The 20,210-nt window shown below is 46.1% G+C and carries 14 protein-coding genes and 1 tRNA gene; 7 read left to right on the forward strand and 8 right to left on the reverse strand.

All coding sequences use genetic code 11. The annotated features are described in order from the left end of the window. Positions 1-455: 455 nt before the first annotated feature. From ACO0KZ_RS03480 to ACO0KZ_RS03500, 5 genes are all read right to left on the reverse strand, one after another. The gene (locus ACO0KZ_RS03480; protein ID WP_422992788.1) at positions 456-3,161 is read right to left on the reverse strand and encodes a DUF1631 family protein; all 2,706 of its coding nucleotides are present in this window, start codon (positions 3,159-3,161) and stop codon (positions 456-458) included. 58 nt (positions 3,162-3,219) lie between these two features. Beyond that, on the reverse strand, positions 3,220-5,793 hold the full coding sequence (locus ACO0KZ_RS03485; RefSeq protein WP_422992790.1) for a DNA topoisomerase III: 2,574 nt from the start codon (positions 5,791-5,793) through the stop codon (positions 3,220-3,222). A 316-nt stretch (positions 5,794-6,109) separates the two neighbouring features. After that, positions 6,110-6,592, reverse strand: a complete 483-nt coding sequence (locus tag ACO0KZ_RS03490) for a DUF494 family protein (RefSeq protein WP_422992792.1) — start codon at positions 6,590-6,592, stop codon at positions 6,110-6,112. Positions 6,593-6,717: 125 nt separating this feature from the next. Continuing rightward, positions 6,718-7,827, reverse strand: coding sequence for a DNA-processing protein DprA (dprA, locus tag ACO0KZ_RS03495; RefSeq protein WP_422992794.1), 1,110 nt, complete (start codon positions 7,825-7,827; stop codon positions 6,718-6,720). A 35-nt stretch (positions 7,828-7,862) separates the two neighbouring features. Next, complete coding sequence (locus ACO0KZ_RS03500) at positions 7,863-8,960, reverse strand: LysM peptidoglycan-binding domain-containing protein (RefSeq protein WP_422992796.1); 1,098 nt, start codon at positions 8,958-8,960, stop codon at positions 7,863-7,865. A gap of 195 nt (positions 8,961-9,155) precedes the next feature. Here ACO0KZ_RS03500 and def point away from each other — a divergent pair, with 195 nt between their 5' ends. From def to ACO0KZ_RS03525, 5 genes are all read left to right on the forward strand, one after another. Continuing rightward, on the forward strand, positions 9,156-9,683 hold the full coding sequence (def, locus tag ACO0KZ_RS03505; protein ID WP_422992797.1) for a peptide deformylase: 528 nt from the start codon (positions 9,156-9,158) through the stop codon (positions 9,681-9,683). Further along, entirely contained in the window at positions 9,680-10,645 is a 966-nt protein-coding gene (gene fmt / locus ACO0KZ_RS03510) for a methionyl-tRNA formyltransferase (RefSeq protein ID WP_422992799.1), read from the forward strand. Before def ends, fmt begins: the two co-directional genes overlap by 4 nt. A gap of 140 nt (positions 10,646-10,785) precedes the next feature. Beyond that, positions 10,786-11,820 (forward strand): transporter, encoded by a 1,035-nt coding sequence (locus ACO0KZ_RS03515; protein ID WP_422992801.1) that lies wholly within the window; start codon positions 10,786-10,788, stop codon positions 11,818-11,820. After that, positions 11,817-12,206, forward strand: coding sequence for a SirB2 family protein (locus ACO0KZ_RS03520; protein ID WP_422992803.1), 390 nt, complete (start codon positions 11,817-11,819; stop codon positions 12,204-12,206). Before ACO0KZ_RS03515 ends, ACO0KZ_RS03520 begins: the two co-directional genes overlap by 4 nt. Before the next feature lie 68 nt (positions 12,207-12,274). Continuing rightward, positions 12,275-13,825 carry an amidase gene (locus tag ACO0KZ_RS03525; protein ID WP_422992805.1) on the forward strand — a complete coding sequence of 517 codons (1,551 nt, stop codon included), beginning with the start codon at positions 12,275-12,277 and terminating at the stop codon, positions 13,823-13,825. A gap of 75 nt (positions 13,826-13,900) precedes the next feature. Here ACO0KZ_RS03525 and ACO0KZ_RS03530 read toward each other — a convergent pair whose 3' ends face one another. Then, positions 13,901-15,607, reverse strand: coding sequence for a PAS domain-containing protein (locus tag ACO0KZ_RS03530; protein ID WP_422992807.1), 1,707 nt, complete (start codon positions 15,605-15,607; stop codon positions 13,901-13,903). Between the two features lie 250 nt (positions 15,608-15,857). Here ACO0KZ_RS03530 and dinB point away from each other — a divergent pair, with 250 nt between their 5' ends. Continuing rightward, positions 15,858-16,919: a DNA polymerase IV gene (gene dinB, locus ACO0KZ_RS03535; protein WP_422992809.1), complete on the forward strand. Its 1,062-nt coding sequence runs from the start codon at positions 15,858-15,860 to the stop codon at positions 16,917-16,919. A gap of 35 nt (positions 16,920-16,954) precedes the next feature. Here dinB and ACO0KZ_RS03540 read toward each other — a convergent pair. Then, positions 16,955-17,031 (reverse strand) — tRNA-Arg (locus ACO0KZ_RS03540). Positions 17,032-17,274: 243 nt separating this feature from the next. On the opposite strand from ACO0KZ_RS03540, the gene ACO0KZ_RS03545 reads away from it, so the two are divergent. Then, a complete protein-coding gene (locus ACO0KZ_RS03545; protein WP_422992811.1) occupies positions 17,275-17,820 on the forward strand; it encodes a c-type cytochrome in 546 nt (181 codons plus the stop codon). Between the two features lie 174 nt (positions 17,821-17,994). Here ACO0KZ_RS03545 and ACO0KZ_RS03550 read toward each other — a convergent pair whose 3' ends face one another. Then, entirely contained in the window at positions 17,995-20,028 is a 2,034-nt protein-coding gene (locus tag ACO0KZ_RS03550; RefSeq protein ID WP_422992813.1) for an FAD-dependent oxidoreductase, read from the reverse strand. Positions 20,029-20,210: the final 182 nt, after the last annotated feature.

Here is a 20,210-nt window from a genome sequence, read left to right on the forward strand (position 1 = left end):
GCTTCATTATCAAGTGCCCACATTTATTGACTGTTAATTGTTAAAGATCTGTATTCTTTTCCACTCAAACTCACCCGGAGGATTTTGTTTTTGCTACGAAGCGTTGTGTTCGTCAGCAGCAGAGAAACGAGATTATGCAGCACTTCTTTATTTCCGTCAACCCCCTGTTTTAAACACCGTTTAAATTTTAGTTTCTTCAACTTAATTCAAACAGCAGGAAATCAACCACCAGCTACTTGCATTTCTCTTATTTCACACCCGCATTTCTGCGGGAGGCGAACTATAGCAAGCACAGCTCCTTTTTGGCAAGCCTTATTTGGATAAACTGAATAAATTATATAAATCTCCCAGCGATGACTACTTATCAGTGTCTACTTATATTAACGAAGCTCTGAGGACAAAAGAAAAACGCCCCAAAAGTGGGGCGCTCTCAAAAAGTATTTCTACTCACGTAGCTATTTGGGAACATCGACCGCATCTGCAGACTTAAGCAAAGATTGCACAGCACGCTCAAATAATGGCTCGGTTTCTAAGAATTTAACTCGTCCATGAGCAATCATACGGCGGAACATTCTCACGCTCACCATAGAAGGCTGCTCTTGACCGTCTAGCGTAAGGATGAGATTGGTCAACGCAGGATCAATCCAATTCAACTTACCCTGCCCTGGCTCTCCCCCAAGATTAATCTCAACGGCAACTCCCGTTTTCAATTGCTCCATCACCAAATCAATGCTGTTATCCGAGGCTTTTTGCTCCTCTTCAGGGCTTTCTTTTGGTAATTCATGGACATAGACTTGATCCAGCAACTGCACCTGGATATCCAATTCCCTTATAGCATCATCTAAGAATTTTTTTACGCCAGAGCTATCCGGATTTTTAAGCGCGGCGAAATTTTCGAGATCTGGATCGACAAAGAAATTATTAAAATGATGGTGTATCGCGGACAAGGATGCTTGTTTCTGAAATGTTGCGGAGTGATTAAGTCGCATCGATTTCGTATGAGCGTCAACCAGCCAATTCATCACAGCTTCTTGCTGAGTAGAGCTCAAATTGATACTAGCCATGCCCTCTTTCAAGGTCGACAGAATTATGGGCAACAAGGCAAGTAATTGTGAGCGCTCTTCTTCGTTTGACTTCGGAATAATACTCCACAAAAGATCCGGCACAAGTAAGCGAAACCGATGCGCACGCTTAGCATCTTCCCGATCTGCTAGCTCTAATGCATAAACCCAGATAGTTTCGAAAAAAGTTTGCAAATAGGGATCGATAGTCAATCCAAGCAGTGCTTCATGTAACTGTGCAGAAGTATGTGCAAAACGCAATGTCCTATTCCGAGCGTTCTCCGCCCCTTCAATCGCGCTTTCTGTTTTCTTATCACTGGCACGCAACTCTTTTGCAATGAAGGCATCCAACTCATCGAGCATCCGCGAGAAAATCTGTGGATTCTCGCTCTCGTCGTGCAACAAAGTTTCGACGATACGGCAAATTTCCTTGGTAATTTCAATGCCGCTAGGGTCAATCTGCTTCAAACCTAAAGAAATAGACCCGATGCGGTTCACCAATAATCTTGCTGGATGCCCCTTTTGCGTCAGCAGCGTACTATCTTTGAGTGCCAACTTTAAAACCAAGAACTGCAATCGACCCAATTGGGCACGAATTTCTGCTGGGACTTGGGTATCTCTAAGAATAAATTCAAACAGCATAGCGACGATATCAATCGTCATCTTCTCATCGATACTCGAAGCCTGTTCGTTTAAAGCGCCCCTCTGCTCTAAAATCAAATTGCGCAAACCACCACTACCATCGAACATTTCTTGCCCAGATGGGGTATGCGTCTTCTGAAAGCCTTGAATAGATTTACTCAAGGCACCAAACGAAGTCGAAGTAGTATTCTGCGTTTGCCCAGTCACGCTACCAGAACCAACTCCGCCTTGCTGCGCTTCAGCGCCAGCCGAGTTTCCAGACTGGTGCGCTCCAGTTGAAGTTGCGCCAGAACTTGCTGTGTTAGTATTTGTGGCACCCGATGTACTTGCGTTCGCGCGCAACTGTTTGCCATCTTGTTGCGTCCCTATCTCCGAAGACATCAACATGCCAATGCTGGTTTGTTGCGGGCCAAAAAAATTCCGGATTGCCTGACCTACAGCATCCCCGCCTCGCACCCAAGAAAAAATACCATTTGTCTCTGCGCTACCCGCATCCGCTGTATTAGCACTCTGTCCTATTGAGTCCTCGTATGCATCCTGCTGAGATGTGGCGTCATACGAACTCTCGATAGCGGAAGATTCTTTTCGTCCGCCGACTAAATTAGCAGCACGCGACATAGCAGAACTGAAAAATTGTTCAATTTGGCTAGTTCGTGGCTTTTGCTGGCGAGAGGCTTGCGAGGATTTTGCGCCACTGCGCGATTGACTTTGATTTGCGCCGTGCGATTCGTGCCCGCCTTTTTCTTGTTCTGCCTCCTCTGCATCCAAATCTGGCGGGCTCGTTGTGTGTTCGCCTTGATTCGGGGCTGAAGTGGGCGACTTACGAATTTTCATTTGTAACTGCGCCGCAATACCTTTTTGCGCCAAGTGATTATTAACCGCAGTGTAAATGGCTGGAACAAATGATATGAAGTTATCACAAAATCGCTCGATTAGGATGTCCGTTAAATTTGGATTGACATCCAAGCTCTCTATAGTTGACGAAATACAGCGAGAAAACAAATATGGACGAAATGGGTTTTCTCGCTCATTAGTAACCTCTTGGTCAAACAGAATAGCAACTCGGATATTCAAATCCCGAAGCTGCTCCTCGGCTTCACGGCGGAATCGGTTGGTCACCTCTTCCATACGCAAGCCACCCTCGAATGCAGTGGGATCAATTAAGGTCAGCGATTCAGTGTTGAAATTAGCGCTAGGGCGATAAGTGCTATAGGTCGTTTTAAAACTACGTGCAAGCAAATGCTCCATGGTGTTGGTCATCTGCTGAATAACGCCATTACCCTGCTCGACCAAAATCGTGCGAGCATCGAGCAAACGCCCTTGCTCCAGCGATGAATAGGTATCGTCTGCTTTCACAAAAAAATCTTCTATGCAGCGCGGCACTGTACGCTGCATACTTTCGATAAAGCTGCGCATAAACTCAGCGCGTGCACTTGTTAGTAAAGCACTATGATCCATACATCCTCTATCTAAGCGAGCCGCCCATCAACACCAATAGACCGTCAATACCGATTGGTTAGACGGCCTTCTTCTTTCGCGTTGTAACTTTCTTTACTACCGTCTCTATAGCGGTCTCAGCTTTTGCTTTGGCTGTCGTTTTCGCCGCTGGCTTAGCCTTACGCTCTTCAAACTCAAAACTGGTTTTGCCGTCTTTACCTCTCACCAAGAAGGCCTTAAACGGACGACGGGTCCTCTGTGAGATGAATCCAGGCAACAAATCTGTCTTACCTTCGACCAATAATTTACGCATCTGCTCTGGCAAAATTTCTTGCTGAAGAATAATGCGTCCACTTCTAAAATCACACGCCTTAGGTTTCGCAACAGACTTTTCGCAGACATAGGCCAAACCAAGTTCATATACGTTGCTCGCACACTTAGGGCAAGGCCCTAAAACTTCAGCCTGAGAAAAATCATGATCCTCACCCTCTTCGCCATCATCTTGATTCTGTCCAAAATCGAATTCCAGCTTTAGGTTTTTGATATCTTCGTCACGAACAATTTTCAAAATCGCAGCGAAAGGTCGCCCCATCTTAGAGCGAAATCCTTGTAACGGTCCGATTTCGCGTTTACTTAATAGCTCCTCGACTTCCGCAACTTCAAACTGACGACTGCCTGGCGTTTTACTCATAGAGAATTCGCACTTAGTACAAGCAAAGCGACGGTAATTCTCTTTAATCACTCCACCACAGTTAGGGCACGGCGTATGCAAAGTTGCATAATCGCCCGGTATCGTATCGTTATTAAATTCTTTTGCGCGCTTAACAATAATCTGTGTCATCTGCGCGATTTCACGCATAAACTCTTCTCGGGTAATCTTGCCTCGCTCCATTTGCGCGAGTTTGTTTTCCCAGCCGCCAGTTAACTCTGGCGACGTTAGCTCATCGACACCGAGACCACGCAATAGCGTCATTAATTGAAACGCCTTGGCGGTAGGGATTAATTCGCGGCCTTCACGCAATAAATATTTTTCGTACAACAAACCTTCGATAATCGCCGCACGCGTTGCTGGCGTTCCCAATCCTTTTCCGGACATCGCCTCGCGCAACTCTTCATCATCAATCAGTTTGCCAGCGCCTTCCATAGCAGATAACAAAGTTGCTTCCGAATATCGTGCAGGAGGTTTGGTGACCAAACCATTGGCGACAATTTTTTCGGTTTTGACTTTTTCACCTTTTGCAACGGCAACCAAATTACCTTTATTTTCGGGATCTGCCTCATCTTGGGCTTCTTTACCGTAAATCGCCAACCAACCAGGATTGGTCATGACTTTGCCTTCAGTTTTAAACTGATGCCCGGAAACTTCGGTGATACGAGTTGTTATCTGATATTCAGCTGCAGGAAAAAACACGGCCATAAAGCGGCGCGTCACCAAGTCATACAACTTTTGCTCAGGTTCAGACAAATTCTTAGGAATATGTCCGGTAGGAATAATCGCGAAGTGATCACTGATCTTGGTATTGTCAAAAATACGTTTATTCGGTTTAACCCAATTATTATTCAAAATCTTCGCAGCGAATTGCTGGAAATTATTGATTTCACTAATTTTGCTTAAGGCCTCTTTCACCGACGGAAGATAATCTTCAGGCAGATGACGCGAATCGGTACGCGGATAAGTTAAAACCTTATGCTTTTCGTACAACGCCTGTGCCAGCGCTAAAGTATTTTTCGCGGAAAAACCAAACTTCGAGTTCGCTTCACGTTGCAAACTGGTCAAGTCGAAGAGCGCTGGCGCCATCTGGGTCGCAGGCTTAGACTCTTCGGTCACATTACCTTGCTTAGTACGGCAAGCAGCAACGATCGATTCCGCCGCAGCTTTACTCCACAGACGTTCTGCCTTCTTCTCCGGATCAGTTTCATCTTTTTTGAATTGATGATCTAACCAACGACCTTCATAAATACCGGCAGCGCAAACAAACTCCGCCCGCACTTCCCAAAAATCTCTGGAAACAAAGTTTTTAATTTTTTCTTCGCGCTCTACGACAATGGACAATGTTGGTGTTTGTACACGTCCTACCGTAGTTAGGTAGAAACCACCTTCTTTGGAATTAAATGCGGTCATGGCACGCGTGCCGTTAATACCGATTAGCCAGTCAGCCTCTGAACGGCAACGTGCGGCATCGGCCAGCGGTAACATCTCTTCATCGCTACGCAATTTTTTAAAACCAGTACGAATCGCATCGGCAGTCATCGATTGCAACCAGAGGCGTTTGATTGGCTGTTTGGCTTTCGCATGCTGCGCGATTAAACGAAAAATCAACTCGCCTTCACGGCCCGCGTCACATGCGTTAATTAAAGCAGAGACATCTTTACGTTTTATAAGTTTATTCAGCACTTTAAGACGAGATTCCGTCTTGGCAATCGGATTTAAGGCGAAATGCGGTGGAATCATAGGCAAATGTGCAAACGTCCATTTACCGCGCTTTACATCATATTCCTCAGGTACAGCTATTTCCAACAAATGACCGACGGCTGAAGACAAAACGTACTCGTCAGATTCAAAATAATCATCGTGCTTGGTGAACCCGCCCAAGGTCTTTGCGATGTCATTCGCTACCGAGGGCTTCTCGGCGATGATAAGGGTTTTTGTCATAGTTGAGCTTCTAATTTTAGAATTTTGTTATGAAGTTTGATTGTGATACTAGATCAACACGCAACGCACTAATTGCATCGGCCTAAGAACTGATTTTCCGACCCATTCGGAAATTACTTATGCAAGCAATATTAATTTGTGGTCAGGCAAACAAACGATTTACTTAATATGGTTTTTAGCAATTCTCAAACCAAAGCAAGCGTAGCACTATATATTAGCGGGGAATAATAAACGGAATGAATGACCAACTGCAATAGAAGCATGTTTTTTGACGCAAATAAAGGAAAAATACTGTTAAAACCTTACCGTAATGTGGTTAGTGTAGTAAGCGTGACCTACTTTCATCATTTGGCAGTAATAAATCGTCAAAACTCAGCATACCGGGTTCATGCCCTTGACTCCAGAGTATCATTAAGACCACAATTTTTAATTCATCTAAATCTACAGGACTTTCTTCAAGCGCCATCGCTCTATCGATAACAAGCTCTCGTTGTTGTACGTTAAGCAAATTTGCATTTTCCAAATATTGTACAAATCCTATTGCAACTATGCCTAAAGTGCTAGCCTCTTGCTCAGTGTAAATACGAAAGCCCGCATTCCGCTGAGCGCCGCTATTGGTTTTGTCTAGTATGACGCCGCCCTTCGAGGCATCGACTAAGGCATTCAACCAATCAAGTGCATCAACAATCTCATCTTCGCCAAAACCGATCTCGGACAATTTTTTTGCCAAAACTATAGATTCAGGGCAGCTTTCTGGTCGACAATAAGTTTCGTAAAGATAAACAAGAATATCAAACATAAGTACATCTATTCATTAAATCAAGAGGTTCGAGCCGTAAGTTTCCCAAGCTGGGTTTATTTGAATTTATCCCAGCCATATAGCTGACTGGTATAGGCTTCAAGAGCTCTCTAGAAAGTTATTTACTAGGATAGATGTAAGCGCTGAATTAAGCCGCTTGGCAATACCTCAATCACACCTTGCAACTCCAGCTCAAGCAATTGCGCAGATAAATCATGTATACCGACACCTGCACGTGTTACTAAATTATCCAAATGCACCGGATCATACCCGATTAAAGATAAAAGCTCAGGTTCATGTCCGGTTTCTGATGTAATTGAAACAGACGGCAAGTAGAGTTTAAGATCATTAGAAACTTGTATCTCGTCTAAGATATCTTGTGCAGTTTCTACCAGTTTTGCACCTTGCTTAATCAATTGATGGCACCCCTTGGCCAAAGGCGAATGAATCGATCCTGGTATAGCAAATACGTCACGTCCTTGCTCTGCAGCCATGCGAGCTGTAATTAAAGACCCGGATTGGGCAGCCGCCTCAATAACTAATACGGCATGTGACAAGCCAGAAATAATGCGATTGCGCCTTGGGAAATTGCTAGCAATCGCGGGTGTTGCTAAGGCATATTCGCTGACTATGCAGCCTTGCTCCGCAATTTGATGCGCCAACACACGATTACGCGCAGGATAGACTATATCTGCACCAGTACCTATCACCGCGATGGTCGATCCGTTTCCTCGTAAAGCCCCCTGATGAGCCGCAGCATCAATTCCAGCAGCGAGTCCAGAACTGATAGTCAAGCCAGCCTGACTTAAATGTTCAGAAAACTTTTCGGCATTATGTATGCCTTGTACTGTCGCATTGCGGCTACCAACTACAGCAATGCCAGAATGAGATATCAAATCGAGCCGCCCCTTGACGTACAACATCAAAGGTGGATCAGGAATCGTCAATAAACTCGAAGGGAAACGCTCGTCTGCTAAAGTGAGCACATGGTTACCTGGTTGCTGTAACCAATTCTGCGTCAGCTCTATTTGAACCTTTAATGCATCATCTGGTGCCTGCAGAATCAAGCGTGCAACTCGAGCTGACACTTGGGACTGCAAAGCAGAAAAATCTGACTGAAAAACTTGTGAAGGTAGGCCAAAAGCGGTAAGCAATTTACGCGCCGTTTCATTCCCGACGCCCGGAATCTGCAATAAACGCAGCCAGTCTATCCAGTCAAATTCGTCACTTTGCATCACTAAATAAATTACCTCACTAGCATAAATAAAATTTATTTTTCAGGCGTCCGGACAATATCACCGACGTTAACCACATCAGTCACTTGCATCACCAGTCCATACGAAATATTCTTAAATACTCGAAAAATAAACAACTGTCCGTACATTTCGTCCGGCAAACGAATCGGCTTTTTGTCATTGGTTTTATCTGGAACGACCTTACCATATCGACCGAGCTCCAACACAGTACCCACGTCAATGCCCATATTCGCTCCACGGTTAATACTAACGATATTATTTTGCCCAGCCACACTGACGCCGCCATAAACGGCGACTACGCGGGCTTTGACTTCACGCTCTGGGCTATGGGGCACATAATTAACAATGGGTGTTGGTGGGATCGGCACTAAACGATCGCCTATGCCCATTTCTTCTTTGGAAGAAACCACCGAAAAAGTGTCCACGCCATCTGCAGTTTTTGCAGCGCGCTCCAGTTTCACTGTCCCGATATACACGGCCTCAAAACCAATAATTTCTTTGTTATCAGGATCTTTTAAAGCCACACCAGGACGAAATACCTGGAATGAGGTGCCACTCTTCAAATCACCACGAACATAAACCTTATCGCCTTTACCCATAAAAACGCGACCTTCTTGAGATGCCACAATACGCGGCGCGGCAGCGAACTCATCTTTTTCTATGATCAGAGGTTGGGACAAATAGGGTTCAATCAGATTATTAGGAATAGCCGGAATCGCATTATCTCCTTCTAAGCCCATACTACGAGTTTGTGGCGTAAGTTTGGTAATGCCTGTCGCAGCGCCATCTAAAGGATTCGCCAGACGCAAGCGGCCATTTACGCGGTCAAAATAGACGATTTGTTTAGGATATATCCAATGAGGGTTACGAATCTCGTCTTTATTCATACCCCAAACTTCGGGCCAGCACCATGGATTCTGTAAAAATTTTCCAGAGATTCCCCACAATGTGTCCCCCCTCACCACCACGTGTTTATCTGGTGCATTAGGCAAGAATTGGCACTTACTACTCAATGCAGGAGGTGCTGTGTTTACTGTTTCTTGTCCCACCGCTGTCATTGAAAGCGTGAGAGGAAAAGTCAAAGCGAGGGCGATTGTGCTAAACTTTTTCATGAATTTTTCCGATGCAGGTAGCTGATTCTAGGGAATGGCACGCCTCTATCCTCTGCCGAAGTAATACTGTTTTATTTCGTCTGGACGATGTTGAACTTGCCAAACTTACCAAATTGAATCAAATTCTGCCCATAAATCCTTGAACTAGCAAGAGAAACCGCAATCTGGCGCCTCTCGTTTGTTGTGAAATGTCTTATGTCTATACTTAATATTCTTCGTTATCCCGATCCGCGCTTACATAAAATCGCCAAGCCAGTCAGCGTTTTTGATGAGCGCCTAAAACAATTAGTCGCCGATATGGCGGAAACCATGTATGACGCTCCTGGTGTTGGCCTCGCCGCATCGCAAGTCGATGTACATGAGCAATTAGTCGTTATCGACACCTCTGAGGACAATTCAGAGCTACGCGTTTTTATTAATCCTGAAATCACTTGGGAAAGCGCCGAGCGTAAAGTCTACGATGAAGGCTGCCTCTCAGTACCTGGCATCTATGACGGTGTTGAACGTCCCGCAGAAGTCAAAGTACGTGCTTTCGATATGGATGGCAAAGTTTTTGAATTGCATGCCGATGGCCTCCTAGCGGTTTGCATACAACATGAAATGGATCATCTGAAAGGTAAAGTCTTCGTCGAATACTTATCTCCTTTAAAGCGCAATCGCATCAAAACAAAGATGTTGAAAGAAGAGCGCGAACATAAACAAAAATCGAGTAACCGTCGATGAAAGTTATTTTTGCAGGTACGCCGGAGTTTGCCGCTACTGCCTTGCATGCAATCCTTGATGCGGGCTTTGAAGTGCCTTTGGTACTCACACAACCTGACCGCCCTGCAGGTCGAGGCATGCAACTACACGCATCTGCGGTTAAACAATTGGCTTTAGCGCACAACATCCCTGTAGCTCAACCGATTTCCCTGCGGCTCGAAGGCAAGTATCCTCAAATGGCGGCAGAAGTCCACGAATTACTGCGCAATACGCCGCACGACATTATGGTGGTAGCAGCATATGGCTTAATTTTGCCGCTCTCATGTTTGCAAATACCGCGCCTGGGTTGTCTAAACATTCATGGCTCGTTACTCCCACGTTGGCGGGGTGCGGCACCGATTCACCGAGCCATCGAAGCGGGTGATGCTGAAACTGGCATCACAATTATGCAGATGGAAGAAGGCTTAGACACCGGGCCTATGCTATTGAGCCGCAACATGCCTATCCTAGAACAGGATAGTACTGCCACGTTGCACGATAAACTAGCCGAGTTAGGTGGACAAATGATCGTAGACGCCTTGCAACAACTCGATGCTGGTCCACTAGTTGCCACCGTGCAGCCCGAAGTAGGCGTGACCTACGCGACCAAAATAAGTAAGGAAGAAGCTGCGCTCGATTTTAATTTACCCGCACAAGTGATCGCCCGCAAAATTCGCGCATTCAATCCTTTCCCTGCCGCACATGGCAGTATCAACAACACAGTCATCAAATTCTGGCGAGCTGACGTTGTCGATGGCAAAACGGAAAAGGCAAGTGGCACCATTATCGAAGCATCTGGTCAGCAAGGGGTGTTAATTGCTTGCGATGAGGGCAAGTCGCTATTGCGCGTATTGGAATTACAAAAACCTGGTGGCAAGCGCCTAACTGCGCAAGATTTTCTGCAAGGATTCCCATTGCAAACCGGGCAAATCTTTCAAGGATAAGCCTGTCCCTAGTGCAATGCTGGAATAAGCTGGCTCGGCGTTACTGCTGTGCGATCCACACCCAGCAAATTTGTCACAATGCTATTATCAAGGCACATTACAATAGCCGCTATTAAAAATGCTCAAAAATAGGTGAAGCAATGGACAAAATAGCTGACAAAGAACAATTGTCTTATGGTGCCGACCAATCAGGATTGATTTGCGGTTACCTGTTTAATAATCAGCAAGCTGGGCAATTACTACACACCACTCAAGTACTCGATTGGCTACGCACGCAGCAAAACTCTGAGGGTCAAAGTTTTCTATGGCTACATTTCAATTTAACTCATGCCGCTGCTGAAAAATGGTTGCATGAGCACACCGCATCACCCGAAGAGTTTTACGAAACCTTGCACCAAGGTTCACGCTCGACCAGGATAGAACACGCAGATCAACACCTGATCGCCGTGGTCAATGATGTGTTGCATGATTTTAGTTTCGATCCATCTGACATCGCAACACTATGGCTCAACGTCAGCCGCAACGTCATGATCAGTGCCAGACGCAAACCCTTAAAATCAGTAGACCATTTGCGGAATGCGGTCAATTCGGGTGAAATTTTTCAGTCACCGATGGAGTTGCTGACTCACTTATTACGCGATCAGGCCGACGTGTTGACCGGCATTGTCCGTAACGCCATCACAAAAATCGATGAGGTTGAAGATCATTTATTAGCAGACCGACTCAATAAAAAACGCGGCAATCTGGGTGAACTGCGACGCTTGCTGGTACGTCTGCAACGTTTATTAGCACCAGAGCCTGCTGCTCTGTTTCGCCTCTTACAAAAACCGCCGGAATGGATGGCTGAAAATGACGTCCATGAATTGCGTCAATCCACAGAGGAATTTTCAGTGGTGCTAAGCGATATGGCATCATTGCAAGAACGCATTAAATTGCTGCAGGAAGAAATTGCTGCGCATGTCAATGAACAGAACAACCGCTCTCTCTTTGTCTTGACTATCGTTACCGTACTGGCTTTACCTATAAATATCATAACAGGATTGATGGGCATGAATGTCGGCGGTATCCCCTGGGCACAAAACGAGGCTGGCTTTTGGATTATCATCCTCATCATCGCTTGTATCACCATCGTCGCGGCATGGTTGGCATTCAAACCTAAGGACAGAGATCGATGAATAGCTATGTTGGGTTAAAACATTTACACATAACTTGTGTGGCATTCAGTGGCGGCCTATTTGTTTTGCGTTTTATCTGGCGCTTGCAAGCTTCTTCTTTATTGCAAAAAAAATGGGCAAAAATCGTACCCCATATCATTGACACTTGCCTACTACTCAGCGCCGTAGCGCTCGCCATTATTGCGGGCATCAATCCTATCGAACAGACTTGGCTGGGCGCGAAAATCATGGCACTTGTGATTTACATCGTCTTAGGAACGTTCGCTATAAAACGAGCAAAAAGCAAGACGGGACAAATAATCAGTTTTGCACTTGCTAGCTTGGTATTTGGCTACATCATACTGGTCGCTATCAGCAAACAGGCACTACCATTTGTACAAACTTAGATCCAGACTCAAATATCGATAAGAATCACACCAACAAAAATTCGAGCCAATTGGTATCAGGAGACAATATGAATAACTTCAGCAAACTCATCATCGCCGCCAGCCTTAGCAACATTCCTTATGCGCATGCGCAATCAAGCCAACAAAGCACTCAAGATTTGACCGCCATCGCCCAACAATATCAGCAAGGCAAAACCACGGCAGTAGAACTACTCAAAACCTACCAAGCACGAACTGCCCAACTCAATCCACAACTCGCGGCAGTCACTGCGATGCGCAATGAGGCGATGCAAGACGCAGAAGCTGCTGATAGGCAAGTACGTCCGGCGTCAAATGTTGGGTTAAGCCTGCAAGGCCTGCCTTTAATGGTCAAAGATAATATCGCGGTCAAAGGCATGGTAACGACGGCAGGCTCCTTAGCATTGACAGAAAATATGGCCAGTAACGATGCCACTATCGTACAAAAATTACGCACAGCAGGTGCCATCATTGCGGGCAAAACAAACTTGAGTGAGTGGGCTAATTTCCGCTCTACCAAATCAAGCAGTGGCTGGAGCAGCGTTGGAGGACAGACCCGAAATCCTTACAATACAAGTAAAAGCCCATGCGGCTCCAGCTCCGGTTCTGGAGCGGCTGTCGCAGCACGTATGATACCCGCTGCCATTGGCACTGAAACGGATGGTTCCGTGGTCTGCCCAGCCGCCGTCAATGGTTTAGTTGGATTAAAGCCGACGCTAGGTTTAGTGAGTCGTAGCGGCATCATCCCGCTCAGTCACAGCCAAGACACCGCCGGCCCTATGACTTTAAGTGTCAGAGATGCCGCCCTGATTATGAATGCCATCGCCGGCTCAGATGCTGCAGATCCGACCACCAAAGACGCCGATAAGCTGCGCGCCAAAGACTACACTGCAGGTTTAGATTCAAAAGCCTTAAAAGGCAAACGTCTCGGCGTTGTGACTAAAATGCTGGCAGGCTATGACAAGCAAAGTTTGGCCTTATTCAAACGTAGCTTGGATATTTTGAAAGCGCAAGGTGCCGTCATTATTGAGCAGGTTGAGCTGGGTAATTTGGAACAGGCGGAGAAAGATGAATTTACTGTCTTACTTTATGATTTTAAAGCCGACTTAAATCAGTTCTTAAGCACAACACCAGCGTCTGTCAAATATCGCTCACTGGCCGACATCATGCAGTTCAATAAGACGAATGCTAAACAAGTCATGCCACATTTCGCGCAGGAAATCATGGAGTTGGCGCAAGCCAAAGGGCCCTTGACCGACACCGATTACGTTCAGGCAAGTACCCGCGCAAAAAAACTCACTGGCGTTGAAGGTATTGATGCCACACTCAAAAAACATCAACTGAATGCATTGATCGCCCCTACCACAGGACCAGCCTGGGACATTGACTATAAAAAAGGCGATGTGATTGCTGGTAGCGCCAGTTCACCTGCTGCGATTGCTGGCTACCCACATTTAACCGTACCCATGGGATTGGTGAAGGGCTTGCCAGTGGGTCTCTCCTTCTTTGCGGGTGCATGGAGCGATGCCAGCTTACTGAATATGGGTTATGCCTTTGAAGTAGCACGTCCGGCTTTGCCAGCGCCACGTTTGAAAAAATAAGATCCAGCGTATTCAGTAAAAATTACCATTGAGTTACGCCACTTAATTATGTGGCGTAACTCGATTCTTCGTAGTTCAACTTGCTTCAATCTGATTAGTAGAAGCCTCAGACAAAACTTCCACCATCCACACCGTCGTATCCGCAAACTGCTCAAACGGCAGTGCTCGTCCTATCAGGCGTGCCTGAAAACGTGAACCATCAAGTCGCTTAAGTGGGCACACCACTTCAGTCGGCGCATCGGCACGCAAACGCATGCCAACTTGATTACGTAGTTTTCTATAAGCGTCTTCATCTTCGTGCATGCTCAGGACCGAGACTGTCAACATATCTTTCGCATCACGATATGAAAAAATTTGTGCCAGCATAGGATTGGCGCGCATGATCTTATCGTTGTGCACCAACATAATGCCGACAGGTGTATGAGAAAACAAGATTTCCAATTCGCTCGCAAGCTTCTTATAGCGATCTCGTCCTGAACGCAAAATATCCTCGAAGTGACGAACTTCCATCTCATGTTTTTTGCGTTCGGTGATATCAACGTGGGTGCCCAACATACGAACCGCACGGCCATTTGCATCCCACTCAACTACATTGCCGACCGAGAGTAGCCAGCGCCAGTCACCATTTTTTGCACGCAAGCGAAACTCTGCTTGAAACGGAATCTTTCCCTGGGATTTAAAATGCTGGAGATAGGCGGTTTTCAAGTTTACAGCATCATCTGGATGCAAGCTGTCCTGCCAAAAATACTGCCAGAATTTTTCAGTATGGTTACGGTAGTCTGCAGGCAAGCCTAAGACTTCAGCATATTCCCGACTAAATTGACCTTGACCGCTGGGAATATGGATATCGTAAGAGCCAAGCTTTATGCATTTCAAGGCCGCATGAATTTGCGCATCGGAGGCATTCGCGTGTTGTTCAAGAAATTTACGTTCGCTAACATCAACCAAAAATCCATGCCAAATCACACTGCCATCAGGCTGCTTGGTCGGAAAAGCCTCGCCTGACAAATGCCGTTCACCCTGCTTCAAAACAATACGATAATCTAGATGCCAAACCTGCAAAGTTTTCGCAGAATATTTCATTGCTTCGCGCAAGTGTTCAAGATCATCAGGATGTACTTGCGCGAACATAGGCGCAGCATTGTCTTGTACTTCGTTCGCGGCTACACCATGCACATTCGCGATCGCATCACTGGCGTAAGGAAGACAACAGCGCCCCCCTGAGAAACGCTGAAATTGGTAGAAGAAAATTTTTGGCAACTCGCGCGACAGATTCTCTAAGACTTGGTGTCCGCGTTGCTGATTCTCTCCCAGCTTATTTGAAACGGGTAGAATTACAGGTAGTGCCGCCAACGTACCCTGCATGCGCAAAGCTTTATTGGCTTCGTTCTTCGAAAGCACCACGCCACGAGCGCGCACCCATTTCCAACTACCGTCACTACACCGCATTCGGTACTCATCTTGAAATTGCGCACTACGTCCATCAACACAGGCACGCATCGCTTGCATCGCAGACTTCACATCGTCGGCATGTATCCTGCTGAACCATTCATCGATATGAGTGCCCCACTCGCCCGCCGGATAACCTAGCAAGTTTTGAATACTGGAAGAAAAGGACATTTGATTGTCCAAAATCGTCCAGGTCCAGATAGGCTCACCAAATAACTGTAGGAGCTGATTCGCATCCAACGCTTGCACTTCTTTATCAGCAGGGATTAAATGACCAAGTAAGGCTGACTTACCAGAATCAGTATTGGCAAATGGATTCGAGAAAGCAGACATAGATGAGCAAAAAAAGTGAATAAAAAGTAAATTGAAATGAAAATGCGTAAACTTGAATTCAGCAACATACTGAACTTGTTTTTACACTTTGTCACCATAGAGTTAACTCGATTTTTCAATTTATTTTTTCCATGCGAAATGACTATGTAGATATTCAAATCTCGACACAGATAATCTGAGTTTTAAGATTTAAAATCCGCTAAAATACTGAACAAATAATCAGCTCTCAGAATCTGCAACTTAGAATCACATGACGTCTGTACAACGAAAAATCATTCACTGCGACTGCGATTGCTTTTATGCATCAGTAGAAATGCGGGATGATCCACGCCTACGTGAACTGCCACTTGCTATAGGTGGCAAGGCCGACCAACGTGGAGTCGTCGCAACCTGTAACTATGTCGCACGTAAATTTGGGATACGTTCGGCCATGCCTACCTCACAAGCATTGCAACGCTGCCCCGATCTGATTGTCATGCCACCGACTATGGAAAAATACCGGATCGCATCTCGTCAGATTCTGGGAATATATAGGGACTACACTGAGCTGGTCGAGCCGCTCTCCTTAGACGAGGCATTTCTCGATGTCAGCGCCGCCACACAACATCAAGGCAGCGCCACTCGCATTGCACAAGAGATACGTGCTCGTATTGCAAGTGAAGTCGGCATTACCGCCTCGGCGGGTGTCGCACCGAATAAGTTTCTCGCCAAAGTAGCTAGCGACTGGAACAAACCTGACGGTATGTATGTGATCCTGCCTGAGCAGGTAACAGAGTTTGTCGCTACATTACCCGTAGCCAGGCTTTTTGGCGTTGGCAAAGTTACCGCAGCCAAACTACAACAACTTGGCATTGTGACGTGCCAGGACCTGCTCTTCTGGAGCCTGCCTGACTTAACGCATCAGTTCGGGAAATTAGGCGGTCGATTATATTCTTTGTGCCGCGGTATAGACGAGCGACAAGTACAAGCTAGTTCTGTCAGGAAATCGGTCAGCGTAGAGGAAACTTATACCCATGATTTGCCTGATTTAAGCGCCTGTTTAAACGAACTACCAATGCTTTATGAGGCCTTATCAAAACAAGTAGAACGCACTAAGACTCAGAGTCAAATCCACAAATTAAATATCAAAATTCGTTTCAAAGATTTCAAGCAAACCACTGTCGAGTGCCGGGCTGACAACTTGAACAAGGAAAAATTTGCTGAGCTGATCGCCAGCGGCTATCACAGACGGCAATTACCAGTAAGACTATTGGGCTTGGGAATCGGGATCGAGGAGAAGAAAGTCATAGTGCAACTTGACTTGTTTTCTTAGCAAGGGGCATTGAGGCGTAAGTCGACTATTGATTTTGGTGCGCCAGACACGATTCGAACGTGCGACCCCAGCCTTCGGAGGGCTGTACTCTATCCATCTGAGCTACTGGCGCATCAATACTCTTGAAACAAACTGCTAAAAGAGGCGCGTATTCTACCGCAAATTGGCGCTGAGCTCTTTAGCAATTGTTCGCTATTTTGTGGATTTCTTGGGCTTTTAAACCGTTTCTACTGTCTTAAAAGCCGATTTTTCATTCCAAAACACAAGCTTTAGCTCTATAATCTGATGTTTTATGCTTTGCCTGAAATATAGTGCGGCGAGCGAACCTGACATTATTTTTTGCATTGAGGAAACCATGAGCGACGCCCACGACGAACACGAATCAGCGATTAAAACGCCTAAGCAACTTATCGTTGCCGTTCTAGCAGGATTTATTGTCCCAATTATCATTATTGTGCTGTTGGTCAAATATGTTTCCAGCAACACGACGACTGGTGCTGGTTCCAATAGCCAATCACCGGAATCGATTGCCGCGCGTATCAGTCCTGTGGCCAACGAAGGTTTTACTTTAATTGATGCGAACGCACCTAAAGTTTTACAAACTGGCGAAGCCGTCTACAAAGCAGCTTGCGCTGCTTGCCATGGCACGGGTGCTGCTGGTGCACCAAAATTTGGAGATGCAGGTGCTTGGGGTCCAAGAATTGCACAAGGCTATGACACTGTTTTGAAACACGCAGTTGAAGGTTTGCGCGGCATGCCAGCAAAAGGCGGCAATGCGGATCTGGACAACGTAGAAGTTGCACGTGCCGTAGTTCATATGGCAAATGCCAGCGGTGGTAAATTTAAAGAACCAGAAGTCAAAGCTGCAGCCTCTGCTTCAGCGGAAGCGTCTGCGAAGTAAGCTACACGGATCTGTTCTGCTCTACAAAAAAGCCAGTCAATCGACTGGCTTTTTTATTGTCCGAAACCATTTTACTGTTGCAGCATAAACTGAGTTGGAAACAGATATGTTTTTAGTGTTGAAGTAATCTTTGTCTAGGCAAATATTCATTAAAACAAATGCCTAGAATAGAAATTACAGCGAGGCAGCAAGTTCTGCACCTTCTTTAATAGCACGTTTTGCATCGAGCTCGGATGCTAAAGCGGCACCGCCTATCTTATGAAAACGTGGGCCCAATTCGCTAACTTGTGCTGGCATTAATTCAGTTAAGGACTCTTGTCCCGCGCACAGGATCACGTTGTCGACATCTAATATCTGAGTTTTGCCACCTATGCTTACATGCAAACCCTGGTCATCGATTTTTTGATAGTCAACACCTGCTAGCATTTGTACTTTATTGCGTTGCAAAGTCGCTCTATGTACCCAGCCCGAGGTCTTGCCCAATCCAGCACCCACCTTGCTTGCCTTGCGTTGCAATAGATAAATCGCGCGCACAGGATGCGCTTCTTCTGGCTTCACCAGACCACCATTTTGCTTCGCTTGCAGATCAATGCCCCATTCGCCTAACCAGGTGGACAATGGAATTGGCAAAGGAATAGACATGTCGTGCAAAAGATATTCAGCGACATCAAAACCGATACCGCCGGCACCGATAATCGCGACTTTTTTCCCAACGGGCTTTTTGTGTAAGAGCACGTCCAGATAGGACATGACTTTAGGATGATTGACACCTTCAATTGCTGGTGTGCGTGGCTTGATGCCCGTGGCGACAATAATGTGATCAAATCCTTGCGCGACTAATTCTTCACGTGTAACCCGTGTACCCAAATGCACTTTGACGCCAGTGACTTCAAGACGCTTACTGAAATAGCGCAAGGTTTCCTTGAATTCTTCTTTGCCCGGAATCTGCATCGCAATTTTGAATTGGCCACCGACGCTGTCTGAACTATCGAACAAGCTGACATCATGACCACAGGCGGCAGCCACTGTCGCAGCAGACAATCCTGCAGGCCCTGCGCCAACCACAGCTACACGTTTGGAAACCGTTTTTTTCAAATACAATAATTCGGTTTCGTGCGCTGCGCGCGGATTGACTAAGCAACTGGCACGTTGATTAGAAAAGGTATGATCAAGACAGGCCTGATTACATGCAATGCAGGTATTAATCTCATCGACTCTGCCTTCGGCTGCTTTGTTAACAAACTCAGGATCCGCCAGAAAAGGGCGCGCCATTGAGACCATATCAGCAATGCCATTGGCAATAATTTCTTCCGCCTGTGCGGGCATATTGATACGATTCGACGCAATGACAGGGATGGACACTGCTTCTTTTAAGCGCCCTGAAACTGCCGCAAACGCGGCACGTGGCACCGAAGTTACGATAGTCGGTACGCGCGCTTCGTGCCAACCGATACCTGTATTGAACAAAGTCACGCCAGCTTTTTCCAATGCTTGTGCGACCGCGACCACTTCCTCCCAACTGTTGCCGCCTTCGACTAAGTCTAAAATCGAATGGCGATACATGATGATGAAATTTGCACCCACGGCGGCGCGTACACGTTTTACAATTTCAACCGGCAAACGCATGCGGTTTTCGATAGAACCGCCCCACATATCCGTGCGCTGATTGGTGCGTACGCACAGGAATTGATTCAGCAGATAACCCTCGCTGCCCATGATTTCGACGCCATCATAGCCCGATTTTTGCGCTAACTTTGCACAGCGTACATAGTCACGAATCGTGCTTTCAATGCCAGAATCGGTCAATGCTTTCGGCTTAAATTTGGAAATCGGTGCTTTTTTATCGGATGCCGATACGATGAAAGGTTGATAGCCATAACGCCCCGAATGCAGGATCTGCATGACGATCTTGCCGCCTTCTTCATGTACGGCACGCGTCACTTTACGGTGATTAAAAATGTCACCCAGACTATTCATCGTGCCGCCAAATGGCAACAACCAACCGCGACGATTGGGAGAAATGCCACCTGTGACAATCAAGCCCACTCCACCTCGGGCACGCTCTTTGAAATACGCCGCCAACTTACCATAGTTGTAAAAACGATCTTCTAAGCCAGTATGCATCGATCCCATCATCACGCGATTGCGCAATTGGGTGAATCCCAAATCTAAAGGTTCTAACAAATGAGGAAAATGTGCATTCTGCATGGGCAACCCTAGTCAAAAAACAAGATCAGCTAAGAATACACAAGCTGTCAAAAAATAGCGAAATTTCGCCTAGTTAGTTTTCTCTAAAATGCACAAAACCAAACAAAAAAACAAAGTTACAAAGCACAACAAAGAAAGTAACAGTTGTAAGCATTTATGTTTTTCACCGGATTAGAGCCAAT

The sequence above is a fragment of the Undibacterium sp. Di24W genome, from assembly GCF_049340325.1.
In the GTDB taxonomy this organism is placed as follows: Bacteria; Pseudomonadota; Gammaproteobacteria; order Burkholderiales; family Burkholderiaceae_D; genus Undibacterium.